The organism is Xenorhabdus bharatensis (genome assembly GCF_037996705.1).
GTDB classification, from domain to species: Bacteria; Pseudomonadota; Gammaproteobacteria; order Enterobacterales; family Enterobacteriaceae; genus Xenorhabdus; species Xenorhabdus bharatensis.
In genome coordinates this window covers 47510-74013 of the sequence record NZ_JBBMXG010000002.1, presented here as the reverse complement: position 1 = coordinate 74013, position 26504 = coordinate 47510, and the positions used below count along the sequence as shown (strand labels likewise).

Genomic DNA, 26504 nt, shown 5'->3' with positions numbered 1-26504 from the left:
TTCTCAGCTATTTTTTAAAAAGTATCAGCTCTTTTGCTCATGTAACCATTGTGCCGCACGTTTAGCAAAGTAAGTCAGGATCCCATCAGCCCCTGCTCGTTTAAAACAGAGTAATGACTCCATAATTGCCGGTTGTTCTTTCAACCAACCATTCTGAATAGCAGCCATATGCATCGCATACTCACCGGATACCTGATAAGCGAATGTCGGTACACCGAACGTATCTTTTACTCTCCGGATCACATCCAGATAAGGCATTCCGGGTTTTACCATCACGCTATCAGCCCCTTCCTGTAGATCCTGCGCAATTTCCTGCAATGCTTCATCACTGTTTGCCGGATCCATCTGATAGGTCATCTTGTTACCACCTTTCAGATTAGCACTGGAACCTATCGCATCCCGGAATGGCCCATAGTAACAGGAAGCATATTTGGCAGAATAAGCCATGATCTGCGTGTTGATATGCGCATCATTCTCAAGTTGTGCGCGAATCGCCCCGATACGGCCGTCCATCATATCGCTTGGTGCAACGATTTCAGCTCCTGCTTCTGCATGAGATAACGCCTGTTTGACCAAAATTTCTTTGGTGATATCGTTGATAACATAACCATCCTGATCAATGATCCCATCCTGCCCATGTGTTGTAAAAGGATCCAACGCCACATCGGTCAGTAATCCCAATTCAGGAACCGCATCTTTCAACGCACGAATAGAACGTTGAATCAAACCATCCGGGTTATAAGCCTCTTTTGCGTCCAGTGATTTTTTATCGGATTCAATGACCGGAAACAGAGACAAAACAGGAATACCCAATCGGGCAACTTCTTCGGCCTCTTTCAGCAGAAGGTCGGTAGTCAAACGATATACTCCCGGCATAGAAGGCACTTCCTGACGCTGATTAGTTCCTTCCATCACAAACACAGGATAAATTAAGTCATTAACAGTGAGTTGATTTTCAGCGACTAAACGGCGGGAAAAATCATGGCGGCGTACACGGCGCATACGGCGGCCAGGAAACGTACCTGGAAATGCATAGCTCATTACTGCTCTCCTAATATAAAACCCAGCAGAATTACACTGGGCTAATTTTGCCATTACGAACTGTTATTTTTAATACTACAGAACTTAACCCTTCAAGTTTGTAGCAATAATCACGACTGTCGGATGGCTGATTATTTTTTCGGATTACCGTCTGTCTCACGTTCAGAGCCATTTTCAGTTTCATGTAGTTTGCGTTTTCCTACATAAAACTGCGACAAAAATACCCCCAGCTCAAACAACAAATACATGGGAACAGCCAACAAAGTTTGCGAGAAAACGTCAGGTGGTGTAAGTAACATGCCTACCACAAATGCTCCGACCAAAATATAAGGACGTTTTCTTTTTAATGACTCAGGAGTCACTACCCCACTCCAGCACAGCAGGATAATCGCTATCGGCACTTCAAATGAAACACCAAATGCCAGGAAAAGCGCCATAACGAAGCTCAGATAATTACTGATATCTGTTGCAATCATGACTCCAGTGGGAACAGTTTTGGTAAAAAAACCAAATACAAGAGGAAATACCACAAAGTAGGCAAAAATCATCCCCAAGTAGAATAAGACACTACTGGAAAACAGTAATGGCACAATCAAACGCCGTTCATGCTTATACAGTGCCGGCGCAATAAATGCCCATACCTGATATAAGATCATCGGAGCCGAAACAAAAACGGATACCATAATGGTCAATTTGATTGGCGTAAAAAAAGGCGATGCGACATCTGTCGCAATCATATTTGCTCCCACAGGGAGTTGTTCCATTAAGGGAGCAGCAATAAGCCGATAAATATCGTTAGAAAAATAAACCAGCGCCAGAAAAACGACCAGCACAGTAATCAGGCTATTCAGAATCCGCTTACGGAGTTCAATCAGATGACTGATAAGAGGTTGAGTATCGTCCATCGACATGTTTTAGCGTTCACTATTGGATTTTTTATCAGATACAGGAGGATGAAAATGTGTTTCATCTTCTTCCAGCTCTTTAGCTTCTTCGGGGGTCAGCTGATAAGACTCTTTCAACGATTCAGCAGCTTCCCTCAATTTATCCATTGATGCCTGTAATTCTGGAGAGAGGGATTGTAAATCTGCCTTTTCTTCCATTTTTTTCAGACTGTCCTGAAGCTCCTGTAATTTTAATTCTTTTGCAAGTTCATTCTGGACATTTGTCGCCAGTGAGCGTAATACCCGGATCCAGCCAGCCACTGTTCTGACAGCAACAGGTAAACGTTCTGGCCCCAGAACAATCAGACCAAGCACCAGCACTAATAGCAGTTCACTAAAACCAATGTCAAACACGGTTTATACCTACTCTTTGTCTTTGTTTTTACTCTCTGATTTTTCAGATTGATCAACCGTAGGCTTATCAGTGAGGTTTTTGGTTTCAAAATCAGCATCATGGCTATTCTTTTCTGCCTGATCTGATTTTTCATCATCACTCATCGCTTTTTTGAAGCCTTTTATCGACTCACCCAAATCTGAACCCAAAGTACGTAGTTTATTAGTGCCGAACACCAAGACAACAATGGCAGCAATAATAAGCAATTGCCAAATACCTATACCACCCATACTGATCTACCTCATGTTCGTGGGAAACATTAATACTTCTATTATAATCTACGAACCTTATGTTCGAAAATACCGCAACCACGTCGAACGTCAGAACGTCAAGAAGTCACTATTTAAGTTTAAACCAGCCCAGTAGCCACGATATTATTCCTGCTCCGATTAACCCCGATGCTAGATGAGCCAGATCAGAAATAAAAAACAGACCACCACAGATAAACAGTGTTGCACCAATCCCAAGTAAGTAAAGGGATTTCTGCTGATTATGCCGCTGTTGTTTTAACTGCTGTGATATCTGATCAATACTCGTTTGCAAACGTTTATGTTGTTGCAGTGTGCCATAAACCAATTCAGGAAGTTCCGGCAGTTTTTCCGCCCAATAAGGGGCTTTTTCTTTAAACGCCCGCATGATAGCCGGAATGCCAACCTGATCATGCAACCAATCTTCCAAAAATGGTTTTGCTGTTTTCCATAAATCGAGCTGTGGATACAACTGCCGGCCCAAGCCTTCAACGTACAGGAGTGTCTTCTGCAACAAAACGAGCTGTGGTTGCACTGCCATATTAAAACGACGGGCAGTATTGAAAAGATTCAACAACACATGGCCAAATGAAATATCTGCCAGGGGTTTTTCAAAAATAGGCTCACATACCGTTCTGATAGCAAACTCAAAATCTTCTACATTCGTGTCTGCCGGAACCCAGCCTGAATCCACATGCAACTCAGCAACTTTACGATAATCACGATTAAAGAAAGCAATAAAGTTTTCGGCCAGATAACGCTTATCATCTTTATTCAGTGAGCCGACAATACCGTAATCAATGCCGATATAAGTCGGATCTTCCGGTCGTTCATAGCTCACAAAGATATTACCCGGATGCATATCGGCATGAAAAAAGCTGTCACGGAATACCTGAGTGAAAAAGATTTGAACACCGCGCTCAGCAAGCAATTTCATATTGGTATTCTGAGCTTCTAATGCAGCAACATCGGATACCGGAATACCATAAATGCGCTCCATCACCAGTACGTTTTCCCGGCAGTAATCAGGATACACTTCCGGTACATAAAGCATCGGACTCTTTTCAAAATTACGTCGCAGCTGAATAGCATTTGCAGCTTCCCGCAACAGATTCAACTCATCAAGCAACGTTTTTTCATATTCGCGAACCACTTCTAGTGGGCGAAGACGACGACCATCAGGTAGTAAAGGAACCAGATTCGCTAAACGGTACATTAGCCGGACATCCGCCTTTATAACGGGCAGAATATCAGGGCGGATCACCTTAATGACAATATTTTTTCCGTTCTCTTTCAAACGCGCGGTATGTACCTGAGCAATGGAGGCTGAAGCCAGTGGTTGCTGTTCAAAATCGTCAAACCACGTTTCAAGAGCCCCGCCCAATGCGGTTTCGATGGATTGACGAGCAACGGCACCATCAAAGGAAACGACACGATCCTGCAAGAGAGACAGTTGATCAGCAATTGCAGGAGGAAAGAGATCACGGCGGGTAGACAGCATCTGACCAAGTTTAATCCATACTGGCCCAAGCTCTTGTAATGCCAGACGTAAACGTTCTCCTAATGCTTTATCCTTGTGTCGGTTAGGCAGCCAGAACAGGAAAGAACGGCCAAAACGCAATGGCCATGTCAGACGGATCTTTGGGATCAGCTCATCCAATCCATAAGTAAGGAAAACTTTAATGATAAAATAGAGGCGCTTTATTTCACTGGGCGTCATATTTTTTCTCCATCGCTGCCAGACGTTTTTCCATGTCAGACAGTTCATTGGCAACAGCATTAACTTCTTCACTGAAATAAGCCAATTCCAAAGCGCCGGGTGTCATTTTCCACTCTTCAGTCAGTGATTCAGTCAGGTAGGTTTTCTGCCTTGAGACAGTATTACAGGCAAACCGGATGCTATTTCTCACTACCCGATTAAGCCCTTCCGCCACAATATCGCCAACATAAGGTGAAAGGTAATGAGCCGGATCCCATTCCAGCATATCCAGCAGAGCCGACCACTGCTGAATAACCTGCATATCTCCCTCAATAATGATTTCACCGCTGTTGATCAAAGATGAGAGGCATTGGCGATCACGTAATTTAAGCAGGGCTGGTAATGTGGTTTTCATTGAGCAATCAGCAGACTCTGACCACTGACTTAAAACATCGACCTGTTTTTCACTGAAAACCAATATCAACGGAATTTCAATTTCTTTCAGTTCAATGGAAAGCACTTTACCCGCCAATCTCATACGGGCTGATTTCAATACCGTTTCCCGATACAGCAGGTGATTCAGTGTTGTTTCCAGAAAGGCGGTTAAAACCGGAAACAGTACCGTAGAGTTCACGCTATGGCTTAATGAGGGAGTTTCCATGTCAGAATTTAAACCCTTTATGCAGTGCAACAATTCCACCGGTCATATTGGAGTAGGAAACCAGATCAAAACCAGCAGTTTCCATCATACCTTTTAATGTTTCCTGATCAGGGTGCATACGAATGGATTCAGTCAAATAACGGTAGCTGTCTGCATCCTTAACAACCGCCTGACCAATTCGTGGCAGGATATGAAACGAATAGGTGTCATAAATCTTACTCAGAGGTGCCAGTACGGGTTTGGAGAATTCCAGTACCAGTAAACGCCCGCCCGGTTTAAGAACCCGGAACATTGAGCGCAAAGCTTTATCTTTATCCGTGACATTACGCAGACCAAATGAAATGGTAATGCAGTCAAAATAGTTATCCGGGAATGGCAATTCTTCAGCATTCGCCTGAACATAGCTGACATTACCGACAATACCGTTATCACGCAATTTTTCCCGGCCAACTTTCAGCATGGAATCATTAATATCTGCCAGTACAACTTCGCCTTTCTCTCCAACAAGACGGGAGAATTTTGCGGTTAGATCCCCTGTTCCTCCAGCCAGATCGAGAACTTTATGACCACGACGGACGCCACTTGCATCAATAGTGAAACGCTTCCAAATACGATGAATGCCAAATGACATCAAATCATTCATCAAATCATATTTTGCTGCAACGGAGTGGAATACTTCCGCCACCATATCTTTTTTTTCGTCTTTAGCTACGGTACGGAAACCAAAATGTGTGGTTTCTTTCGATTGATCTGGCATTTTCTTTGTCCGCTTTTCATTCAAAAAATTATAGCAAGTTTACCAGCCTTTCCGACAAAACCCTATCCGGAAAAATCTACTGGGTATGTTCATTGACTGGTAACGATTGGAAGGATTTATCAATAATCTGTGAATCAATAGGGCGTTTGATATCCACTCCCAAATCGCGAAACCCTTCTGCCTGACTAATGAGATTCCCCTTTCCTTCCGCCAGTTTTTTCATCGCAAGATGATAACTTGCCTGTGCTTTACTGAGGCTTTGCCCTAACCCCTGCATGTCATCCACAAATAAGCGCATTTTGTCATACATTCTGGCCGCCCTGTCCGCAATCAGATTTGCATTCTGGCTCTGATATTCATAGCGCCAGAGATTATTGATCGTGCGCACAGCCACTAACAGTGTTGACGGGCTGACCAGCATAATATTATGTTTCAGCGCCTCATCGAGTATTTCGGGCGCTTGATTGAGCGCAACCAGATAAGCAGCCTCAACCGGAATAAACATCAGGACATAATCCAACGACCGTAATCCGGGTAACTGCTGGTAATTTTTACGCCCGAGCCCCCGTATATGACCCCTTATAGAGTTAATGTGTTCCTGTAATGCCTGAACCTGCTCTGTTTCATCATCACTATTGAAATAGCGCTCATAGGCAACCAGTGACATTTTGGCATCAATAATGACATCTTTTCTTTGCGGTAGATGCACAATAATGTCAGGTTGAAAGCGTTCGCTGTTATCAGTTTTAATATTGACCTGTGTATGAAACTCATGCCCCTCGCGTAAACCAGATGCTTCAAGAACTCGTGTGAGTATCATCTCCCCCCAGTTACCCTGTATTTTATTATCTCCTTTCAGGGCCTTGGTCAGATTAATCGCTTCTTTTGCCATTTGAGCATTAAGCTGCTGGAGGTTACGGATTTCATGAGCTAGCGTATGGCGTTCACGAGCCTCCTGTCCAAAACTATCCTGCACCTGACGACGAAACCCTTCCAACTGTTCACGAAAAGGCATTAACAGATCATTGAGACTTTGGCGGCTATATTCATCGGTACGGCGTCGGTTTTGTTCAAAAATACGATTGGCGAGATTTTCAAATTGAGCATTCAGGCGCTGTTCACTATTGATCAAAAGACGTTGTTTTTCTTCAGCTGCCAGCTTGCTCTCTTCAAGGCGGGTACTCAATTCACGTAACTCTGCTTCCTGTACGCTATTGATTTCACGCTGTGCAAGCAATTCCTGATTTAGTTGTTCACACTCCGTACGCCAGTAGTGTAACTGTTCCAGCCTTTCATGGCTGACAGCAAGCTGGCCGTGTAATTCACGCAATTCCCTTTCTTTGTGCTGAATACGCTGGTGAACAGAAAACCAAACGAAGATCCCTCCACACAATAACCCACTTAAACCACCAATTAACAGATATAACCAATAGACATCCATCTATACACCCCATTCACATTACACCAGCGCCTGTACTTAATGACTGACCTTAATGTAAGTTAAATAGAGGCTGTATAGATGTCCAGATTGTTTACAGGATTTATTTCAGTTTGCAAAGCGGCTCGCAATTACCCCATCCATTCTGCAAGCCAACGTATACCGAAAGCACCCGGTGCTAAAATACCAAATGCCCAAATCAGTGCAGAAGCAAAGTTAGCCAGCTGAAAATGACGTTGTGGCATCGCGCAAATCCCTGCGACCAAAGGAACTGCGGCTCTCAAGGGGCCAAAAAATCGACCAATAAAAATCCCCCATATACCCCAACGTTCAAAAAATTGATGTCCGCGTACTAAGGTTTGTGGATGACGTGAAAGAGGCCACATCTTGCCGACATTTTCCTTGTAATGATAACCAAATAGATAAGAAACCCAGTCACCAAAGAATGCACCTACCGCCGCTGCAATCCATATTGGCCAGAAATTTAACCCGCTTTCACCAATCAACGCTCCTAGCCCTAACAGAATGATCGTGGCCGGCAATAACAAAGATATAAATGCTAAGGACTCCCCAAAAGCCAGCAGAAAAATAATGGGGATTGCCCATGCTTCATGATTTTTCACAAAATTAGTAATAACTTCAACGACTTCATGCAAGCTCACATTCATCTTTCCTGTGTTAATCTTTACTGAGTTTCAGGTTAGCAGCAAATCAATAAACGAGTGCTAACCTTGCTTTTCTTTACGCTAACAAAATGGATTTATTCAAGAAAATAGTTCTGCAATTTTTCCCGAGCTGCCATATCAAGCCCGACGTCTTTTTCCAACCAGATATCTACACTGCCATAATGCTGATTGATACTGTTCAGGGCTGTCATTAAGAATTCTTCCCTGACTGAAAATACATAAGACATTTTCTCAACCAAACTATCACTCATACTTTTCGCATATTTATTCAATAAATATTCCCGGAACGGTGTCAGAGTAATATTAGTTACCAGATAATCCTCCATTACGGTATCCAGATCTGCTCCCAGAGCAAACAATACCAAAGCAGAACCGATTCCTGTTCTATCTTTACCAACGGCACAATGTTGTACAATTCCGCCTTTTTCCGGTTGTAATAATAAACTGGCTAATGTCTTATAAGCCGGGTTATTAATTGGTAGCAATTGGTATAACCGCAACATAAAATCTTTAGCATCAAACTGTTCCAGCGCCTCATGACTTAGCTTGTCGAAATTAGCATCAACCTCTTTAGAAAGCGGATTAGCCGGAGCATGATGGTAGCTCGCACCACTCCATACCTGATCCGGCCTGTCTACAATTTCACTGCTATCCCGATAGTCGATGATCTGGAAAAGGTTCTGCTCAGCCAAGAAAATCTGATCGTTATCAGTCAACATATCCAGAGAGCCTGAACGAAATAACAGACCTGATTTGATCTTAGAACCATTACTTAATGTTCTGTTGCCTAAATCGCGGAAGTTAATACCGCCATTTAAAGGGAGTAATGAAGGGTGAGATATCAATGTTGTGGTTGTGGTCATAATCACTCTTTTTTATTGAAATTAATGCACGATTGAGACAGTTTGTAGCTGAGACAAATCATCTTTAATACAAAATGTTATGACATTATCAGATTTTAGAATGAAAGGAAGTAAAGAAAACAGAAAATTCAGGTCATCGGGCCAGAGAATCCCGGCCCATGATTTCAGCAATTACAACAAACGGCGAGCCGCATCAACAACAATGCTTAAAGCATTACTTTCTGTTTTCTTCAGCAATTCAACGTCGGGGATTTCCTGCTGAGTACGGTTAACGATCACACCGGCCACCATACCGGCGCGTAATCCCTGACTTGCACACATTGTTAATAGAGTTGCTGATTCCATCTCAAAGTTCATGACGCCCATTTCCTGCCATTCTTTCATTGAACCCTGAAAACGGCGGACAACGCGGCCAGAATAGGTATCGTAACGTTCCTGTCCCGGATAGAACGTATCGGAAGAAGCTGTCACACCAACATGCGTTGTAGTACCTGAAGATTTTGCTGCAGCGTACAGTGCATTAGTACACTCAAAATCAGCCACTGCCGGAAATTCCATGGGTGCAAAATGCAGACTGGCGCCATCTAAACGAACAGCTGCAGTGGTCACCAACACATCACCAACGTTGATATTTTCCTGAATTGCGCCGGTTGTACCAATACGCAGGAATGTGCCCACACCTAATTGAGCCAGTTCTTCTACCGCAATTGACGTTGATGGGCCACCAATACCCGTCGAACAGACAACAACGGGTTTGCCGTCAATTTCAGCACGCCATGTTGTAAATTCACGATGGGAAGCCAGATGAACCGGGTTATCCATCAATCTTGCAATCTTCTCAACACGATCAGGATCGCCTGGAACAATAGCCAGGGTTGCACCCTGTAAGTCATTTTTGGTGATACCTAAGTGAAATACATCAGACATATTGGCTCCTCAACGGGAATAATTCAAAATCCAAATAAAATGGAGATACCTAAATCTAGTGAATACTCTGACATTTTTTAATGATTAAAGTCACATTTAATTAAATTAAAAAAGAAACGCATACATTAAATTGTGATTTTAATCACAATTTAATGTATGTAGGTAACACTGTGAGTATAAAGCTGTAATAGAAATAATATTCGAAGAGCAGTCACAAAAAAGCGCCCTTTTTGAGCGCTATTGGAACACTTACATGATGAGATTAAGAAGTAATATTCCACACAACCCGATTCCCCACGCAATTGTGGTCGGAATGGACCAAATGATTATCTGTTTTTTCACATCCTTAATTCCCATCATCCTATTTACGACCCAGAAAAAACAGTCATTAAAATAGCTGAAAAACAGTGTTCCCACCATTGCAGCCTGAGCCGCTACCAACATATTAATATCTGGTATCTGTTTGATAACTGGCGCAGAAATAGATGCTGCGGTGATCATAGCCACAGTGCCTGAACCTTGAATAATACGTATTAACGTGGCGATAATAAAAGGGATCAAAACAGGTGTTATTGGTAGGCCGGCAACATATTGTGCCACTATTGTCCCGGTCGAACCCTCATTTAACACGGCGCCTAAGGCTCCTCCGGCTCCTGATACCAATAAAATGATTCCTACCGTCTGTAAACCGGTTTCCAAGTGTTCTATTACCTCATGTTTACTGACATTTGGCATCAATTTATAAATCGCCAGTAACACACTTATCGCCAGAGCAATAATCGGTGACCCAAGGAAATTAAAAACCTGAAAGTAAAGATAATCATCCTTTCCTGCGAATAGCGCTGTCTTTAACAACAGTCCATTGATAACACTGGTAAAAATGAGAACAATAGGTACAATGATAGGTAAAAGAGAAATGAAGAGACTCGGTAGAGGCTTGCTGGCTTTTTCTTCCATGTACTGCTGATGAATTTCTTGCAGATTTCCTTCTGCCTCCACAAGCAGGTACTCAGGGTATTTAGTCTCCAGCCATTTAGCATAACAGGTGATACCAATAACACATGGGATTGCTAGTACCATCCCAACCAACATGACCTTACCGACACTTACCCCAAATATTCCGGCTACACCAAGCGGCCCCGGCGTTGGCGGAACAATATGGTGAGTCACCACTAACCCTCCGGCCAGTGCTACACCCAACGTTAATACATTACGTTTACCTTTCTTCGCTAACGCTTTTACCAGTGGATAAAGGATGATAAAAGCCGAATTCACAAATATAGGAATACTGACAATATAACCGGTGATTGCGAGCGCCCACTCTTCACGCCTTTTACCCAGCCATTTAATCAGGCTATAAGCAATTTGCTCCGTTGCACCAGAGGCTTCCAATATCCGCCCCATCATGCTTCCAAGCCCAATCACAATACCAATGTTACCTAATGTCGTACCAAATCCTTTGGCAATAACGTCAACAACATGGCTCATACTCAAACCACCAGATATTCCTGCAATAACTGCAGCAATTAGCATAGCAACAAGCACATGAATACGAGTACGTAACACCAGAAAAATCAGCGAAAATACCGCCACTCCCAATCCAATAATTGGAATATAAAAATCAACCATAAAACCCCGTTTCAATCTGTATTATTGGCGAGAAAGGTGTGAATGATATCTCGAATAGAACGATCAACGCTAAACCCTAATGCTAGGCTACGACTGATATTAAAATTTCCCGGCCAATTTGACACTATCTGATTAATTTTTTCATCCTCTTCAAAGCGAATCAGCTCTCCTGCTTTTTGGCCTACTATCTCTTCCAAAGCATCAATCATTTCCTGAACCGTAGTACTAATGCCCGGCAAATTTACAATACGAGAAAATGTGAATTGTTCTGCTGTCATTTGAGCTGCATGAATCAGATTACGAATAACTGTTTCAGGACTAGAGATCCATAGTGCAAGGTGGCGAGACACAGGACAGATGCAGCTTTCTCCATTCAGTGGCTCTCGAATGATACCACTAACAAATGAAGAGGCTGCCATATTTGGTTTTCCTGCACGAACACTAATAGTTGGTAGACGAAGAATTCGTCCATCAACATATCCTCTACGAGAATAATCGTTTATCATCAGTTCACACATCGCTTTTTGCGTACCATATGATGACTGAGGATTAACAACATAATTATCTGTCACTATTTCTGGTAATTTCCCACCAAATACAGCCAGTGAACTACTAAAAATAAATTTCAGTTTAGGTTTTTTATTACGAGCAACTTCTAATAGGCTATTCGTGACATGAAAGTTAACATTCATTCCTAGTTCAAATTCTTGTTCAGCATGGCTGCTAACAATGGCTGCCAGATGAAACAAGACATCACTTTCTTCATCAATTAATTTTTCAATTTCATCAAATTGTGTTAAATCTACAGCCAAACATTGTACTCTTGGGTCATCTATCGGAGAAATCGGACAGTGAATATCAGTCAATAACAATTGATTAAAATTAAATTCATATCTATTTTTAATTAAAGCAGAAGCTAACTGCTGTCCCAGAAACCCTGCTCCACCAGTAATAATAATTTTCATCTAAAACTCCCTTTTAAGATTTTTTATAAATAAGATTATTTTTATAAGTTTTCACACATTGACAATATGTAATTTCAGTCCACTGTCCTGCAATTTTTTCTGTTCCGATATCGGTAGTTGTTCATCACATACAATATCATTTAAATTTGACAGCGGACAAATATTAAACATACCGTACTTACCATATTTACTACTATCTGAAATCAATATTTTTCTACGAGAAATTTCCAATATTGTCTGTTTTACAAAAACTTTTTCTTCGTGAGGTGTAGAAATCCCATGTTTAATGTCCCACGAACTAGTACTTATAAATGCAATGTCTATGTTCAAAGTACGTAATACCATAGCTGCGGTATTCCCAACGCAGGAGTAATTACGTTTATCTACTTGCCCACCAGTATGAAATAAATTCAGCTGAGGTTTATTCATCAAATACTGAGTTATTGAAAAATCATTAGTAACAATCGTTAAATTGAAGCGTTCTGCTAATACTTGAGCAATTTCGAAGGTTGTAGTTCCTGCATCCAAATAAACTACTTGACCATCTTTAACCAATGAAGCAGCATATTTACCCAGTAAGCGTTTGTGAGTATAATTAATAAGTGCTTTTTCACTCCAGGGTAATTCCTGCCTTAAAGAATCACTTAATTGGACTCCTCCAGAAATACTAATAACCTTTCCTTCATCCTCCAAAATACGAATATCTCGCCTTATAGTCATGTGTGAAACATTCAATAATTCAACAAGAATAGCAATAGAAACTGTTTGATTCTCATGTAAGTGACGATAAATAAAATCTCTACGCTCTATAGGGCTCATTCATTCTCCTATTAATTACTACATTACTAGCCCATCATGATAATGATTGTGCTTTCACCAACCACCCAAGCCCATCTTCAGTATTCCCTATGGGATGATACTCACACCCAAACCATCCTTGATAACCCACTTCATTCAATTTCTTTAACAACCAAAAATAATTAATTTCACCGATATCAGGCTCATTACGCCCTGGTACTGAAGCAATCTGAATATGCCTAAATTTCCCCCACAATCGCTCTATCGTTTTAAATAAGTCTCCCTCCATAACCTGACAATGATAAAGATCCAGCTGAATAAAAACATTTTTACGTCCAATGTCCTTCAACAACATTTCTGCTTGTTTCTGTGTCGTCAAAAAATAACCAGGTATATCTCTCGTATTTATTGCCTCAATTAGAACATTAACACCATATTCATGCATAACATCTGCTGCATACTGGATATTTTTGATATAACATTCATATTGTTGTTCCAGATTAAATTTATCATCTAATTTACCAGCCATTGCATGAACCTGCTTACAATCCAACGCTACAGCATATTTCAAAGCTTCATACGTCCCAGCAGCAAATTCTTTTTCCCGCCCAGGTAAACAAGCAATTCCCCGCTCACCGGCTTCCCAAATTCCCGCAGGCATATTAAACAACACCTGTGTTAGTTGATATCTCTTTAATAACGCAGAAAGCTCTTCTGATGATGCATAATAATAAGGGAATAAATATTCTACTCCTTCGAAACCTGAGTCCGATGCTTTTGCAAAACGCTCCATGAAAGGAACCTCATTAAACATCATGCTCAAATTCGCTGCAAATTTAGCCACCATCAGTCCTTACTCTTATCAATAAAGTTATAATCTACTTCACCAACTACTTATTTCTTATCCATGTTGTATATCTTGAGCACGTTTAAAAAAATCTATTTCTCCAAAATTTCCTGATTTAAGCACTAACCAACAATTACTCTGCTCGTCATATACCCAAGGAACACCTGGTGCAACAGTTGCCTCAATACTAAGTTGCTTAATCCCTATTTTTTTTACAACTTGGCCTGAAGTTTCTCCACCAGCAATAATAAAAGTATTAAACCCCCGATATATCAATTCTCTAGCTATTTGAGCAAAAACTCTCTCAACAGCATTACTAGATTGTATCATGCCATGCTGCCTCTGAATTTTCCTCAAAATATCAGTTGATTGTGTAGAATATAACATTGGTGCTAGACTCTGTTTCATATGTTGAATAACCCAATCAACTAAGTAGCTAGAATATTCTGGATTGTTAATACACTCCCCCACATCTAACGTAATGGCCGGCGCAAATTTTTTATATTCCATCACCTGCTGATATGTTACAGCAGAGCAACTTCCTGAAAGGATAACAGCCTTCCTACCTATAATTGGTGGAGTTTTACCCATTGAGGATTTTGATAGACCATATTCAGAATAAAGACTGAACCCAGTATGATAGCTAGCAAGAGCGGCACCTAACCCTGAGCCACCAGTTACAAGAATCATCTCCGACACACCTTCTGCAATCGACATCAAATCTTTCATCATCATTGCATCCACTACCGCATATCGGATTCCATTACAACGTAATATATTCAAGTAATTCCGAATAGATAACCCTCCCTGACGTACACAATTGAGATCAACTAATCCTGCTACCCCTTTTGATTGTTGTTCAATTAATCTCAACAAATTCGCATCTTTCATCGGAGTAACAGGGTGATATTGCATACCACTTTCATTTAGTAATTGACCATTAACAAATAAATGTCCATGTACCACAGTTCTGCCATTGATAGGGATAGCAGGGCAAATCAAACTTAAATCGATCTGGAGTTCATCCATTAAAGCGTCTATAACCGGGCCAATATTTCCTTTTGATGTAGAATCAAAAGTTGAACAATATTTGAAGAAGAATTGCCGACAGTTTGCTTTATCTCGTAACCATCGGCAAGACTTTAACGAACTCCTTATAGCTTCCTTAGTAGAACAAGAGCGGCTTTTCAAACTAATCACCACCGTATCTACATCATAAGGGATAAGAGTATCTTCATTCGGCACGCCTAATAACTGACTAACTTTCCAACCATTTTGTACCATAAAACTGGCAATATCAGTCGCTCCAGTTAAATCATCAGCAATCACTCCTAATTTAATAGCCATTATTCTTCTCAGGCAAAGTTATCCCTTTGATTATATTAATATCAGCTTGAGTCACATTTATTATAATTAATTCCTCCTCCCTATTTAAAACTATCTTTCAATACTGCTTCTGTTTCTATCGTTCCAAGTCTTATAATAGCTATTTTCATATTGATTATTCTTATGAAATTCCCTGGTGCTGTTATTATTCGTTATTTTTATATGGTTACATAGGTAGTTTCACAAAAAAACGACAAAAATCACATTAAAGGTTAATTTCTAAGTAAGTAATTTTCAATTAACACACTGAATATAAATGAATTGTTTTCATTCAAAAGAAAAAACATTTCACACTATAGTGTGATTAGCATAACCCAAAAATCTAGATAACCTAGTACTACAATTTACCCAAAATAAACCGGATTAAAAATCCTGTGCTACTTTAATAATTAAATCTTGAATTACCCTTTGCTTTATAACATTTACGCTAATTCATTCCTGTAAAAACACAAAAATTAGTGTTTTATATCGATTGAGCTAGTAAAACCTCAACAAAGGAGGGAAATTACGATGAGCTTTTTTGATCAAATTTCGAATATGCTGAGTCGGGGTAAGAGCCAACAAATTCAGCATATAATGGACTGGGTTGAAGGTCAGGGAGGAATAAGTGGGTTAGTTGAAAAGTTTTCCCAGCAAGGGTTGGATGGCACAATTCATTCGTGGATTGGTTCGGGGGAAAATACGCCTATTCATGCTGATCAGGTTTCTTCTATTTTTGGTTCCTCCACAATCCAAACATTAGCAGAAAAAATGGGTATCGACCCCAGTGAAGCCTCATCACTCATTTCACAACATCTGCCGAATCTTATCGATAAGGTTACACCAAATGGTGAATTACCTGAAAATCTGGATCTAAAATCAGTAGGGATGAATTTATTGAAAAATAAATCACTGACTAAATAAATTAATCTGCCCACCATATTTATCTTTTCCTATAGTGGGCAGATTAACGTATCACTTAAATTACTTAGCTGTTAACCGAATCACGCAGACGTTTTGCAGCTTCAACCATATTTGCCAATGACTGGCGGGTTTCTACCCAGCCCCGGGTTTTCAGGCCACAGTCGGGGTTAACCCATAAACGTTCAACCGGAATACGTTCAGCAGCTTTGCGCAACAAGGCTTCAATCCACTCAACACTCGGCACATTCGGCGAGTGAATGTCATATACGCCTGGCCCAATTTCATTTGGATATGAAAAATCTTCAAATGAATCCAGCAATTCCATATCTGAGCGAGAAGTTTCAATGGTGATAACATCCGCATCCAGTGCTGCAATGGAAGGCATGATGTCATTGAACTCGCAATAACACATATGGGTATGGATCTGAGTATCGTCTTCCGCAATGGCTGCACTTAGTTTAAAGGCATCCACCGCCCAGTCCAGATATGCCTGCCATTCTTCACGGCGCAGCGGCAAGCCTTCGCGCAGGGCTGGTTCATCAATCTGAATAATGCCAATACCCGCTTTCTGCAAATCATCCACTTCATCACGCAGAGCCAGCGCAATCTGTTTGGCAATCGTTTCACGGCTGATATCTTCCCTTGGGAATGACCAACAAAGAATCGTTACCGGCCCGGTTAACATGCCTTTTACTGGTTTATCTGTCAGAGATTGTGCATAGGTTGCCCAATCGACTGTAATGGCTTCTGGACGGCTGATATCTCCGATAATGACCGGTGGCTTAACACAGCGGGAACCGTAACTTTGTACCCAGCCGTTTTGTGTAAAGACGTAACCGTCAAAATGTTCACCGAAATATTCCACCATGTCATTACGTTCGGCTTCACCATGCACCAGCACATCTAATCCCAACCGTTCCTGCTCAGTGATTGCCTGTTTAATATGTTCACTGATATTGGTGCGGTAATGATTGCCATCAACGCGACCTTTCTTGAAATCCAGACGTAAACCACGGATCTCTGTTGTCTGAGGGAAAGAACCTATCGTTGTTGTTGGCCACAAAGGCAGTTTATAACGTTGACGCTGAAGTCTGGCGCGCTCCTCATAAACTTGATTACGTTCGCTGTCCTGTGGCTGGATCTTGTCAAGGCGCTCAGCTACAGCCGGATTATTCACTCGTGCGGAGCTACGGCGGGCACGAATTGGTGCGCTGTAATCATCCAGCTCAGACTGCCTGCTACCTTGTGGAGCATTCAATGCCTGAGAGAGCAAAGAAAGTTCCGCACATTTCTGTAGTGCAAAGGCAAACCAACTCTGAACTTCTTCGTCCAACCCTGTTTCATCATTCAGATCAATCGGGCTATGCAATAATGAGCAAGAAGTACCGACCCAAATATCCCGTTTACTCAGTAATGGCTCAACAAGTGCATATTTTGCGCTCAAATCTGCCCGCCAGACATTACGTCCGTTAACAACACCTAACGACAGCAGGAATGTTTCTGGTAAAGATTTATGCAGTTCATCCAGCGAATCCTGCCCTGCAACTAAATCAATATGCAGACCCTGTACCGGCAAGGCTTTAATGGTTTCCAGATTATGGCCAATGCTATCGAAGTAAGTTGTCAGCAATAACTTAACCGGCCCCTGAAGCGCCTGATAAGCAGGCTGAAATGCTGCCAACCACTCCTCTGGTAATTCCAGCACCAGTGCAGGTTCATCTATCTGTACCCACTCGATGCCACGTTTTGCCAGTTCACCCAGCACCTGTTGATATACTGGCAGGATATCAGCCAGCAAAGAGAGACGTTCAAAGGCTTTACCTTTTACCTTTCCAAGCCATAAATATGTCACCGGTCCCAGTAAAACAGGTTTTACGTTATGCCCCAATGCCAGTGCTTCATCGACCTCATCCAGCAGTTGAGTCCATCCCAATTTAAATTCTTGCCCTTCCTGAAACTCAGGAACAATATAGTGGTAGTTAGTGTTAAACCACTTGGTCATTTCTGACGCAGCAGCCGGAGTACCTGTCGGTGCCCGACCACGAGCAATGCGGAATAGTGTATCTAAATCAATACTTCCATCTTCATTTTGATGGCGGGGAGGAACGTTCCCCAACAGCAGGCTGGTCGTCAATACTTGGTCATACCAAGCGAAATCACCGACAGGAATTAAATCTACTCCTGCTGCTGTTTGCTGTTGCCAGTGACGTGCACGTAATTCACGGCCTGTTTCTAGCAATTCTTGTTGAGAAATTTTACCTGCCCAATAGCTTTCTTGTGCTTTTTTTAGCTCTCTTTTCAATCCGATACGTGGAAAACCTAATGTATGATTTAAAACTGTCATGTCGTCACCCGCAAATTTTAGCCGTCTAGATGTTTACACTTCTATAATCAACAGGTAATGTATAAACCACAAGCGCAAATTATTCATCATCAACTTGAAGGTTTTTCATGATCGAAATTAAACACTTAAAAACATTGCAAGCATTAAATCTCTGTGGCTCATTGGCAGCTGCTGCGAATCACTTGCATCAAACTCAATCTGCTCTTTCACATCAATTCAGTGAATTAGAGCATCGTCTGGGATACAAACTTTTCATTCGTAAAAGCCAGCCGCTGCAACTCACACATCAGGGAGAAGTTCTGTTAAAGCTGGCTGAACAGATTTTACCGATGATCAAAGCATCTCTGAGTGAGTGTAATGAGCCGGAAGAAACGAACCTACGCATTGCAATTGAATGTCATAGCTGCATTCAGTGGCTCACACCTGCATTAAAGGTTTTCCGGGAAAGCTGGCCGCTGGTTAATGTGGATTTCAAATCCGGGGTAACATTCGATCCACAACCGGCCCTGCAACAAAAAGAGCTGGATATTGTACTGACATCCGATATTATTTCCGACAGTGATCTGCACTATACGCCGCTGTTTGATTATGAGGTAAAGTTAGTGGTTGCTCCGGATCATCCATTAGCCAGTCAGCGGGATATTCAGCCACAAGATCTCGCATCTGAGACGTTACTGATTTATCCTGTTCAACGGCAACGTTTTGATATTTGGAGACGTTTCCTCCAACCAGCTGAAGTCACTCCCACCCTGAAAACCGTCGATAACACGCTATTACTGATTCAAATGGTGGCAGCCCGCTTAGGTATTGCAGCATTGCCTCACTGGGCCGTGGAAACATTTGAAAGACAGGGTTTAGTGGTCACGCAGACGCTGGGAGAGGGATTATGGAGCCGGTTGTACGCTGCCTGCCGTAAAGGAGAGCAACACCAACCGGCTATTGATACATTTATTCGTTCTGCGCGCCAGCACGCGGTGGATAGCCTGTCTTTTGTAAAACGGGTTTCAATATCCAGCGGTGATGCACCCAAAGCGATGCAACAATCAGGCTGCCTCCAATGGTAAAGCTCAACCAATCCGGATGCTGCTGCCAAATGACAAAGTTAACCAGTAACCCGGCCGGAACCAGCATATTATTCATAATTGCGAGTGTTCCGGCATCAACCTGAGTTGCACCATAGTTCCACATAAAGTAGCCAATACCGGAGGCTCCTGCGCCTAACCAGATCAGAACCCACCACTGTAATTGCGTTGTCGGCAGTTTCTGTGGGTTACCAAAGATTAACCATCCGATAATTGCAACAACACAGGCACCTAAATAGAACCATGAAATCGCCACTCGTTGTGGGATCGGATGCTTTTCCATCAAACGCTTATAACCAACCTGACCAATGGCAAAGAAAATATTTGCCAGTTGCACCAAAATCAAGCCAATCCAAAAAGATTCACTTAGCCGGTCATAACGGATAATCGCAGCTCCGGCAACAGCCAGCAGTGAACTGAGCGCATATCCCCAACGCAGTTGTTGACGCTTCAGCAAATCGTAGATCAGTGTGACATACAGTGGTGTCATGACAGTAAACAGCAAAAACTCTGCCACTGTCAGATAGTGGTATGCATGAAATACAAACAAGTACATCACACCCAGCTGGCAAGCGCCCACTGCCATATACAGCGAAATAATTTTCAGCGATAACCCACGCCAGCGCAGAAATGGCAGGAATACCAGAGCAGCAAGCATTACTCTGATGAGTACAGAAAACCAACTATCAACCTGACCGGCAAGATAAGCACCGATCAGGCTGAATGAAGCGGCCCACAAAAATGTTGTGATTGTTAATAGCCACATATTTATTGAGATTTATCCACTAATAGTGCTTCCAGCAAGTCAAGGTCATGCAAAAGCGTCTGTAATGTTTCATTACTAACCTTACGGGTTGCGCGCAAGTGATAGAGTTCCCCTCTTTCAGCACGTAATGCTGTCAGGCGGAAACGACGCTCCAGTTCTTCGACCTCCAAGCTGTGTTCACCCTCGTCGGTACCCGCAGTACGGCGCCGTAAGTAACCGGTCACCCGGGAAGCAACTTCGCTAATCACTTCTGCATCTAATTTTTCTTCTGTGCTGGCAGACAGGCGCTCTTCCATTTTATTCATACTGACAATCGCAACTTCAGCCATTGCTGCTTTCGCCATTCTGATTTCATCAAGATCAGCCTGTTTGTCTCCCACTTTCATCCCTCTCAGCAAAAGTGGCAGGGCAATAACACCAACAAAAAGTGAAACCAGAATCACACCTGCGGAGATAAAGATCAACTGATAACGGGCAGGAAACGGATCACCATCCGGCAGGAAAAGCGGCACGGACAGAGCACCAGCCAGAGTAATGGCACCACGGACTCCCGCAAACGAAGCCAACAACAATTCACGCGTAGTGTAGGTTGAAAATTCCAGTGGTTTCTTCTTCATCAGGATTTTACTGGTATTTTTCATCAGCCATAACCAGCAGAACCGCAGCAATACCAGTGCGCCATAAATAATGCCCACAGCAGCGAACAGCATCCAGGTTTCTACATGCGGGTCAAGATCAGCCTGAGCAACAGACGTCTCCCAAATTCCCGGCAATTGTAACCCCAGCATGATGAATACCAGCCCGTTAAATACAAATGCCAGCATTCCCCAGACATTATCCGCCCGCAGACGCATATCCAGCGGTGCATTGCGGATCACGCCGGCCGTACTGATAGTCATACCCGCCGCAACAGCAGCCAGAATGCCAGAAACACCGATATGTTCAGCAATCATGTAAGAAGCAAATGGCAACAACATCATGAACATAATTTGAGTCGCGGGATCATCGCCACTCCAGCGGCTCATCAATCGCAGTGATTTACTGTACAACCAAGTGACAGCAACACCCGATGCCAGACCACCAATTGCCACTTTAAAGAATTCGAATGTTGCACCGGTGACCGTAAATGCCATTGTTCCCATGGCAATTGCCACAGCAAATTTCAGAGCGACCAGACCCGAAGCATCATTCATCAACGCTTCACCTTCCAGCACACTCATCATATTTTTAGGAATGCGCCCTTTCCCGACGATTGAGGATAAGGCAACGGCATCGGTTGGTGACAACACGGCGGCCAGAGCAAAAGCCGCAATAAGCGGAATACTCGGCAGTAACCAGTAAATCAAATAACCAATACCGACAACTGTTACTAAAACCAGCACTAAAACCAGAATAACGATTTCACGCCCATGGTGAAAAAATTCTCTGGTCGGTGTTTTCCAGCCATCAACAAATAACAAAGGAGGGATAAGTAAAACGAGGAATAATTCAGGGTCGAAAGTAACGTGTAAACCAAAATGAGGCCAAGCCAGCAACGCCCCCATTGCTATTTGCACTATCGGCAAAGGGACACGGAACGGGATCACCTTAGTAAGAACACCAGAAACTGACACCACCAAAATCAAGATCAAGATAGTAAAGAATATTTCCATGTTACCCTTACAAATTGCCAAAAATCCGTCGGTGAGGAGATTGTGACTGTTTTTTCTTTCTAATAACAGCGCTAATAACCACAAAAATTGAAGTTATTCTGGAAAATCAAAAAACAATCACATTGTGAATCAATGACCCGCAAGCCATTTTCTTATTTTATACTTATCTGACGGATTTTGTCGAAAATTTGACAGGTTTTAAAAATTATCGGGCAAGGGAATGTATGCGCAAACGTTAACCGCTTACGCATAACTTTCAGGCTAGTTCTGGCTAAATGGCCCAGCTGCTGGCATAGAATACCACCAGTGCAGTGGCAATGACTACCGTACTCATATTCAGCTTACGCCACTCACCGGCAAAAATACGACCGACAACTAACGTACTGAAACCCAACATAATTCCTGTAACAATATTACAGGTCAGAACGATGAATACGGCGCACAACAGCCCTGACACAGCATCAACAGAATCATCGAAATTCAGCTTTCTCACATTGCTCAGCATCAGCAGCCCGACATACATTAAAGCCGGTGCAGTGGCATAAGCAGGAACCAGATATGACAAAGGAGAAAGGAATAAGATCAGCAGAAATAAAATACCGACAACGGTTGCTGTTAACCCTGTTTTTCCGCCTACAGCAGTTCCTGCGGCAGATTCGATATAAACGCCAGCAGGGGAAGAACCAATCGCTCCGGCAAAAATACTACTGACAGAATCAGCCGTTAACGCCCTGCTACCATTGATAATCTGTCCACGCTTATCCAACAGGTTAGCCTGCCCAGCCACGGCTCTGATAGTCCCTGTGGCATCAAATATTGCGGTCATCACCAGTGCAAGAAGACTTGGCAGGACAGCTGGCTGTAAAGCCCCCATGATATCCATACTGAACATCAGTGAAAGGCCATCATCTCCTAATGTTGGCAGTTTAAAAAACCCCTGATATTTCACCGCAGGATCGAAAATCAGGCCAATAATTGAAATAGCGATGATAACCAGCAAAATGCCACCGGGAACTTTTTTCTTCTCTAAACCGATAATCGCAGCCAGACCAAACAGGGTCATAAAGACAGGAAAAGCTGTCAGTGAACCAAAGGCAACGGGTAAGCCTTCCTTCGGATTTTTAATTACCAAGCCGACACCATTTGCGGCGATAAGTAGCAAAAATAACCCGATACCAATCCCTGCTCCATGTGCAATCCCCATTGGTATATTGCGCAATAGCCAGGCCCGAATGCCGGTAACAGAAATAAAAGTAAATATACATCCCATCAGGAAAACAGCACCCAGTGCAACAGGAATGCTAACTTGCTGCCCTAATACCAGACTAAAAGCCGTAAAGGCGGTCAGTGAGATGGCACAGCCAATCGCCATCGGCAAATTAACCCATAGCCCCATCAGCAATGAGCCAATGCCAGTCACCAGACAGACAGAAATAAATACCGCAGTATGAGGAAATCCGGCTTGTCCGAGCATACCCGGCACAACAATCACGGAATAAACCATGGCCAGAAATGTTGTTAACCCAGCGAGAATCTCTTTACGTACCGAGCTTCCACGTTCAGTTATCTTAAAATACTTATCGAGTTTGCCTTGAGTTGGTGCCTGCATGCCAGACATGTTTATCCCCTGCCAGTGTGTTAAATATCAATCATTATTTTTCTCATCATTTCTTTACTCCTTTCCCGACGAAAACGATTACGTCACTTGATAACACTAAAAATGCTGATGCTATCAGTTCAGCCATTTCTCATACGCAATCGTTTGGCTTTTGAGATAAAAAAATGGTGAGATAATTTGAGGCAGAAGATTATCCAGTGAATCGGGGATAAGAATCAAGTCATAGTCATAAATTTTATTACCTGTTATCTATCAGCAAATCGTGTGTTTTGCCTATCAATCAACCAATAAACCAAGTAAAATTACGCCTGTCTTCTGAGTATATGTCACACCACAAAAAGACCACTCATTTCAATTCAAACAATAGGTTTTTTATAATGCATCAATCTGATGTTGTTGATCGTTCGCTTTTTTCCCTGAGCTGGCCGATCTTCATTGATATTTTTCTTCATATGGCGACGCTGTTAATCAATACCTATATGGTCAGCCATATTTCTTCGGCTTATCTGGCTGCGATGGGCGTTGGCAATCATGTTTTTGATCTGTTCATTACTATCTTCAATTTCATCAGCGTGGGTTGCAGCGTTGTCATCGCCCAATACCTCGGTTCAGGAAGGCGGGATAAAGCCAGTCAGGCGATCCATATTTCCATCGCCTTTAATTTTGTGTTGGGTTTTGGCTGTGCATTAGTAACTATTTTCTTCGGCTACAAAATCCTGCATATCATGAATCTGCCAGAAAATCTGATGGATGATGGATTTGCTTATCTACATATTTTAGGTATCTGTCTGATACCAGAAGCCATTTCAATTATTCTGGCAGCGTGCTTGCGAGTATATGGCAAATCAAAATCAGCCATGTATGTCACCCTGATTGCCAATCTGCTGACAATTGTCGGCAATATGATTGTTCTGTACGGGTTCTTCGGGCTGCCTAAATATGGGCTGGAAGGAGTGGCGTGGTCTACAGTCTTCGGTCGTACTGTTGCGGTTATTCTCCTTTGTGGCTTGTTATTTTATGGCCTGAAAATAAAACTGGTACCAAAATTACTCATATGTTGGTCAAAAAATATGCTTGGTAAAATCCTGCATATCGGTTTACCCGCGGCCGGTGAAAACCTCGTATGGATATTACAGTACATGACTGCACAGGCATTTATCGGTTTGATGGGCGAAACATCTCTGGCAGCACAGACACTGTATTTCCAGCTATCGCTGTTCATTATGCTTTTTGGGATTGCTACCAGTATTGGTAATGAAATTATGGTGGGTCATCTTGTCGGGGCAAAACGCTTTGAAGAAGCCTACATCCGAGGTATCAAGAGCCTGAAAATCGGTGTTATCGTCACAATTGGGGTTGTTTTATCTTTCTGGGCGTTCCGGCAACCACTTCTCGGCCTGATGACAGAAGACCAAAAAATCATTGAGCTGTTACTGCCACTCTTCCTGCTATCTGTGTTTCTGGAGCCGGGGCGTACTTTTAATATCGTTATGGTAAACGCACTGCGAGCTTCCGGCGATGCCCGGTTCCCACTTTATACCGCCCTGATTTTCATGTGGGGTATTTCTATTCCCATTGGCTATTTTCTGGGAATTACCATGGGAATGGGTATTCTGGGGATCTGGATCGGCTTTTTCTGTGATGAGTGGGTTCGTGGTCTGGTAAATGCGTGGCGCTGGAAATCCAAAAAATGGCAAACTAAGCGATTGGATGTCTAATCAGACTCAAGAACGTGAGTAAAAATGCCGCAGTGATTATCTGCGGCATTTTTGTAATAAAACAATCAGAAAGGTAACAGGAATAATTATTCTGTTTTTTCTTTACGATAAAACGCTGAGCGTGGGCCATACAGCAAGTGGCCATTCCAATATTGCCCGGCACTTAACAAGCGGTTGCTGGTAATACCCGCAATCTCGTGGCCTCTATCCGCTACAGTATTAACAATTTGTTCAATGGCCGCAGACACTAACATACCGATAATTCCGCCACCACCATTGTTACGATTCTCTGCGCTGGATGCTGTTGCTATACCACCCCAGATTTTTTCACCTGTACGCAAATCAACCAAACGAGCTTCAGCAGTCACACGAGTATCACTACTGATGATCTGATATTGTGTACCGTATTGCGTGATATCCAAGTAAAGTGCTGCATCTGCGCCAAAAATATCATACAGCTTTTTATAGCTGATATTGCTAATATCCTGAGCCTCAGACACGCCATTCTGCCGGAAGGTTTCTTCCACTACCGCAACAGGAAAAACATAATATCCTGACTCAGCCAATGGATAAGTAACCTGAGAAATCACACTGCCAGCGGCTTTCACATCTACAGACTTATTCACTGCAGGCAGAACCAGTATCGATTTAGGATCGCTTGCCCTTAAGGCAGAATAATCATGCGGTGCCTGTTTGGCACACCCAGTCAGCATCAGCAAAAATAAAGCACCAATCGCGCCCAAAATACGGTTCATTATTTCACTCCCTTATTTTTGCTCAGCAGAAAATCCATATAAGGTGCGGATTCAGGAAATAATTTTTTCTCTATTTCAAACTGCTGAAAGGCATCCTCAATATTACCTGTTTTGCTATACAGTAGCCCCATTTGTGCATGCAGGCCGGGAGGGACAGGTTTATCCTTAGCTTTTGCCTGTTCAATCACTTTTTCCAGAGCCTGTATCTGCTCCAGTGGCCCAGTCTTATCTTGTTGGTAATACTGGTAAAGCGTTGACTGGTAATCACCCCATTCATAAATAGTTTTAGGTGCCTGTACACATCCGACTAACACTAACGTGCCCAGTAACATCCCCGTCTTTTTCATCAAAAACATTAAATGATTTTTCCTATATAATATTTA

25 protein-coding genes are annotated in these 26504 nt (G+C 42.5%); 3 read left to right on the top strand and 22 right to left on the bottom strand.

Going from position 1 to position 26504, the window contains the following annotated elements; genetic code table 11:
- Positions 1-24 precede the first annotated feature (24 nt).
- From hemB to otnK, 16 genes are all read right to left on the bottom strand, one after another.
- Positions 25-1041, bottom strand: a complete 1017-nt coding sequence (gene hemB / locus AAC855_RS02020) for a porphobilinogen synthase (protein ID WP_340607970.1) — start codon at positions 1039-1041, stop codon at positions 25-27.
- 131 nt (positions 1042-1172) lie between these two features.
- Positions 1173-1952 (bottom strand): Sec-independent protein translocase subunit TatC, encoded by a 780-nt coding sequence (gene tatC, locus AAC855_RS02015; protein ID WP_340607969.1) that lies wholly within the window; start codon positions 1950-1952, stop codon positions 1173-1175.
- 3 nt (positions 1953-1955) lie between these two features.
- Entirely contained in the window at positions 1956-2339 is a 384-nt protein-coding gene (gene tatB, locus AAC855_RS02010) for a Sec-independent protein translocase protein TatB (protein WP_099111108.1), read from the bottom strand.
- Between the two features lie 9 nt (positions 2340-2348).
- Positions 2349-2609, bottom strand: coding sequence for a twin-arginine translocase TatA/TatE family subunit (gene tatA / locus AAC855_RS02005; RefSeq protein ID WP_340607968.1), 261 nt, complete (start codon positions 2607-2609; stop codon positions 2349-2351).
- A gap of 109 nt (positions 2610-2718) precedes the next feature.
- Positions 2719-4347: a ubiquinone biosynthesis regulatory protein kinase UbiB gene (gene ubiB, locus AAC855_RS02000; RefSeq protein WP_340607967.1), complete on the bottom strand. Its 1629-nt coding sequence runs from the start codon at positions 4345-4347 to the stop codon at positions 2719-2721.
- Positions 4334-4987, bottom strand: a complete 654-nt coding sequence (gene ubiJ / locus AAC855_RS01995) for a ubiquinone biosynthesis protein UbiJ (RefSeq protein WP_340607966.1) — start codon at positions 4985-4987, stop codon at positions 4334-4336. The genes ubiB and ubiJ overlap by 14 nt, the downstream gene beginning before the upstream one ends.
- 1 nt (position 4988) lies before the next feature.
- Positions 4989-5744: a bifunctional demethylmenaquinone methyltransferase/2-methoxy-6-polyprenyl-1,4-benzoquinol methylase UbiE gene (gene ubiE, locus AAC855_RS01990; RefSeq protein WP_340607965.1), complete on the bottom strand. Its 756-nt coding sequence runs from the start codon at positions 5742-5744 to the stop codon at positions 4989-4991.
- Positions 5745-5820: 76 nt separating this feature from the next.
- Positions 5821-7185 carry a DNA recombination protein RmuC gene (rmuC, locus tag AAC855_RS01985; protein WP_340607964.1) on the bottom strand — a complete coding sequence of 455 codons (1365 nt, stop codon included), beginning with the start codon at positions 7183-7185 and terminating at the stop codon, positions 5821-5823.
- 128 nt (positions 7186-7313) lie between these two features.
- The gene (locus AAC855_RS01980; RefSeq protein ID WP_422824337.1) at positions 7314-7850 is read right to left on the bottom strand and encodes a DedA family protein; all 537 of its coding nucleotides are present in this window, start codon (positions 7848-7850) and stop codon (positions 7314-7316) included.
- A gap of 92 nt (positions 7851-7942) precedes the next feature.
- Positions 7943-8731 (bottom strand): tyrosine-protein phosphatase, encoded by a 789-nt coding sequence (locus AAC855_RS01975; protein ID WP_340607962.1) that lies wholly within the window; start codon positions 8729-8731, stop codon positions 7943-7945.
- Positions 8732-8902: 171 nt separating this feature from the next.
- Entirely contained in the window at positions 8903-9658 is a 756-nt protein-coding gene (gene udp, locus AAC855_RS01970; protein WP_340607961.1) for a uridine phosphorylase, read from the bottom strand.
- Between the two features lie 249 nt (positions 9659-9907).
- The gene (locus AAC855_RS01965) at positions 9908-11287 is read right to left on the bottom strand and encodes a GntP family permease (protein WP_340607960.1); all 1380 of its coding nucleotides are present in this window, start codon (positions 11285-11287) and stop codon (positions 9908-9910) included.
- A gap of 11 nt (positions 11288-11298) precedes the next feature.
- Entirely contained in the window at positions 11299-12252 is a 954-nt protein-coding gene (denD, locus tag AAC855_RS01960) for a D-erythronate dehydrogenase (protein WP_340607959.1), read from the bottom strand.
- A 51-nt stretch (positions 12253-12303) separates the two neighbouring features.
- A complete protein-coding gene (locus tag AAC855_RS01955) occupies positions 12304-13071 on the bottom strand; it encodes a DeoR/GlpR family DNA-binding transcription regulator (protein WP_340607958.1) in 768 nt (255 codons plus the stop codon).
- 34 nt (positions 13072-13105) lie between these two features.
- A complete protein-coding gene (gene otnI, locus AAC855_RS01950; protein WP_340608258.1) occupies positions 13106-13894 on the bottom strand; it encodes a 2-oxo-tetronate isomerase in 789 nt (262 codons plus the stop codon).
- A 57-nt stretch (positions 13895-13951) separates the two neighbouring features.
- Complete coding sequence (gene otnK / locus AAC855_RS01945; RefSeq protein WP_340607957.1) at positions 13952-15244, bottom strand: 3-oxo-tetronate kinase; 1293 nt, start codon at positions 15242-15244, stop codon at positions 13952-13954.
- Between the two features lie 549 nt (positions 15245-15793).
- Here otnK and AAC855_RS01940 point away from each other — a divergent pair.
- The gene (locus AAC855_RS01940) at positions 15794-16186 is read left to right on the top strand and encodes a YidB family protein (protein WP_340607956.1); all 393 of its coding nucleotides are present in this window, start codon (positions 15794-15796) and stop codon (positions 16184-16186) included.
- A 64-nt stretch (positions 16187-16250) separates the two neighbouring features.
- On the opposite strand, the gene metE is transcribed toward AAC855_RS01940, so the two are convergent.
- Entirely contained in the window at positions 16251-18530 is a 2280-nt protein-coding gene (gene metE, locus AAC855_RS01935; protein WP_340607955.1) for a 5-methyltetrahydropteroyltriglutamate--homocysteine S-methyltransferase, read from the bottom strand.
- Between the two features lie 107 nt (positions 18531-18637).
- On the opposite strand from metE, the gene metR reads away from it, so the two are divergent.
- The gene (gene metR, locus AAC855_RS01930) at positions 18638-19594 is read left to right on the top strand and encodes an HTH-type transcriptional regulator MetR (RefSeq protein ID WP_340607954.1); all 957 of its coding nucleotides are present in this window, start codon (positions 18638-18640) and stop codon (positions 19592-19594) included.
- Here the strand turns inward: metR and AAC855_RS01925 are convergent.
- The 3 genes from AAC855_RS01925 to AAC855_RS01915 all read right to left on the bottom strand — a co-directional run bounded on the left by AAC855_RS01925 (position 19479) and on the right by AAC855_RS01915 (position 23648).
- A complete protein-coding gene (locus AAC855_RS01925) occupies positions 19479-20378 on the bottom strand; it encodes a carboxylate/amino acid/amine transporter (protein ID WP_340607953.1) in 900 nt (299 codons plus the stop codon). The genes metR and AAC855_RS01925 overlap by 116 nt on opposite strands.
- A gap of 2 nt (positions 20379-20380) precedes the next feature.
- Entirely contained in the window at positions 20381-22030 is a 1650-nt protein-coding gene (locus AAC855_RS01920) for a Na+/H+ antiporter (RefSeq protein ID WP_099111095.1), read from the bottom strand.
- 271 nt (positions 22031-22301) lie between these two features.
- Positions 22302-23648, bottom strand: coding sequence for an NCS2 family permease (locus AAC855_RS01915; RefSeq protein ID WP_422824336.1), 1347 nt, complete (start codon positions 23646-23648; stop codon positions 22302-22304).
- A 377-nt stretch (positions 23649-24025) separates the two neighbouring features.
- Here AAC855_RS01915 and AAC855_RS01910 point away from each other — a divergent pair, with 377 nt between their 5' ends.
- A complete protein-coding gene (locus AAC855_RS01910) occupies positions 24026-25366 on the top strand; it encodes an MATE family efflux transporter (protein ID WP_340607952.1) in 1341 nt (446 codons plus the stop codon).
- A gap of 86 nt (positions 25367-25452) precedes the next feature.
- Here the strand turns inward: AAC855_RS01910 and AAC855_RS01905 are convergent, their stop codons facing one another.
- Together AAC855_RS01905 and AAC855_RS01900 are read right to left on the bottom strand one after the other, a co-directional pair.
- On the bottom strand, positions 25453-26121 hold the full coding sequence (locus AAC855_RS01905; protein ID WP_340607951.1) for a DUF799 domain-containing protein: 669 nt from the start codon (positions 26119-26121) through the stop codon (positions 25453-25455).
- Entirely contained in the window at positions 26121-26477 is a 357-nt protein-coding gene (locus AAC855_RS01900) for a DUF4810 domain-containing protein (RefSeq protein ID WP_340607950.1), read from the bottom strand. The genes AAC855_RS01905 and AAC855_RS01900 overlap by 1 nt, the downstream gene beginning before the upstream one ends.
- Positions 26478-26504 lie beyond the last annotated feature (27 nt).

What these genes read in the sequence shown, in the direction of transcription:
- AAC855_RS01940 (WP_340607956.1), top strand. Translation starts at nt 15,794, where the DNA reads ATGAGCTTTTTTGATCAAATTTCGAATATGCTGAGTCGGGGTAAGAGC.
- ubiE (WP_340607965.1), bottom strand. Translation starts at nt 5,744, where the DNA reads ATGCCAGATCAATCGAAAGAAACCACACATTTTGGTTTCCGTACCGTA.
- ubiB (WP_340607967.1), bottom strand. Translation starts at nt 4,347, where the DNA reads ATGACGCCCAGTGAAATAAAGCGCCTCTATTTTATCATTAAAGTTTTC.
- denD (WP_340607959.1), bottom strand. Translation starts at nt 12,252, where the DNA reads ATGAAAATTATTATTACTGGTGGAGCAGGGTTTCTGGGACAGCAGTTA.
- metR (WP_340607954.1), top strand. Translation starts at nt 18,638, where the DNA reads ATGATCGAAATTAAACACTTAAAAACATTGCAAGCATTAAATCTCTGT.
- AAC855_RS01975 (WP_340607962.1), bottom strand. Translation starts at nt 8,731, where the DNA reads ATGACCACAACCACAACATTGATATCTCACCCTTCATTACTCCCTTTA.
- otnK (WP_340607957.1), bottom strand. Translation starts at nt 15,244, where the DNA reads ATGGCTATTAAATTAGGAGTGATTGCTGATGATTTAACTGGAGCGACT.
- AAC855_RS01900 (WP_340607950.1), bottom strand. Translation starts at nt 26,477, where the DNA reads ATGTTTTTGATGAAAAAGACGGGGATGTTACTGGGCACGTTAGTGTTA.
- AAC855_RS01965 (WP_340607960.1), bottom strand. Translation starts at nt 11,287, where the DNA reads ATGGTTGATTTTTATATTCCAATTATTGGATTGGGAGTGGCGGTATTT.
- AAC855_RS01910 (WP_340607952.1), top strand. Translation starts at nt 24,026, where the DNA reads ATGCATCAATCTGATGTTGTTGATCGTTCGCTTTTTTCCCTGAGCTGG.
- udp (WP_340607961.1), bottom strand. Translation starts at nt 9,658, where the DNA reads ATGTCTGATGTATTTCACTTAGGTATCACCAAAAATGACTTACAGGGT.
- AAC855_RS01925 (WP_340607953.1), bottom strand. Translation starts at nt 20,378, where the DNA reads ATGTGGCTATTAACAATCACAACATTTTTGTGGGCCGCTTCATTCAGC.
- AAC855_RS01980 (WP_422824337.1), bottom strand. Translation starts at nt 7,850, where the DNA reads ATGAATGTGAGCTTGCATGAAGTCGTTGAAGTTATTACTAATTTTGTG.
- AAC855_RS01905 (WP_340607951.1), bottom strand. Translation starts at nt 26,121, where the DNA reads ATGAACCGTATTTTGGGCGCGATTGGTGCTTTATTTTTGCTGATGCTG.
- tatC (WP_340607969.1), bottom strand. Translation starts at nt 1,952, where the DNA reads ATGTCGATGGACGATACTCAACCTCTTATCAGTCATCTGATTGAACTC.
- AAC855_RS01955 (WP_340607958.1), bottom strand. Translation starts at nt 13,071, where the DNA reads ATGAGCCCTATAGAGCGTAGAGATTTTATTTATCGTCACTTACATGAG.
- AAC855_RS01920 (WP_099111095.1), bottom strand. Translation starts at nt 22,030, where the DNA reads ATGGAAATATTCTTTACTATCTTGATCTTGATTTTGGTGGTGTCAGTT.
- AAC855_RS01915 (WP_422824336.1), bottom strand. Translation starts at nt 23,648, where the DNA reads ATGTCTGGCATGCAGGCACCAACTCAAGGCAAACTCGATAAGTATTTT.
- rmuC (WP_340607964.1), bottom strand. Translation starts at nt 7,185, where the DNA reads ATGGATGTCTATTGGTTATATCTGTTAATTGGTGGTTTAAGTGGGTTA.
- ubiJ (WP_340607966.1), bottom strand. Translation starts at nt 4,987, where the DNA reads ATGGAAACTCCCTCATTAAGCCATAGCGTGAACTCTACGGTACTGTTT.
- metE (WP_340607955.1), bottom strand. Translation starts at nt 18,530, where the DNA reads ATGACAGTTTTAAATCATACATTAGGTTTTCCACGTATCGGATTGAAA.
- tatA (WP_340607968.1), bottom strand. Translation starts at nt 2,609, where the DNA reads ATGGGTGGTATAGGTATTTGGCAATTGCTTATTATTGCTGCCATTGTT.
- hemB (WP_340607970.1), bottom strand. Translation starts at nt 1,041, where the DNA reads ATGAGCTATGCATTTCCAGGTACGTTTCCTGGCCGCCGTATGCGCCGT.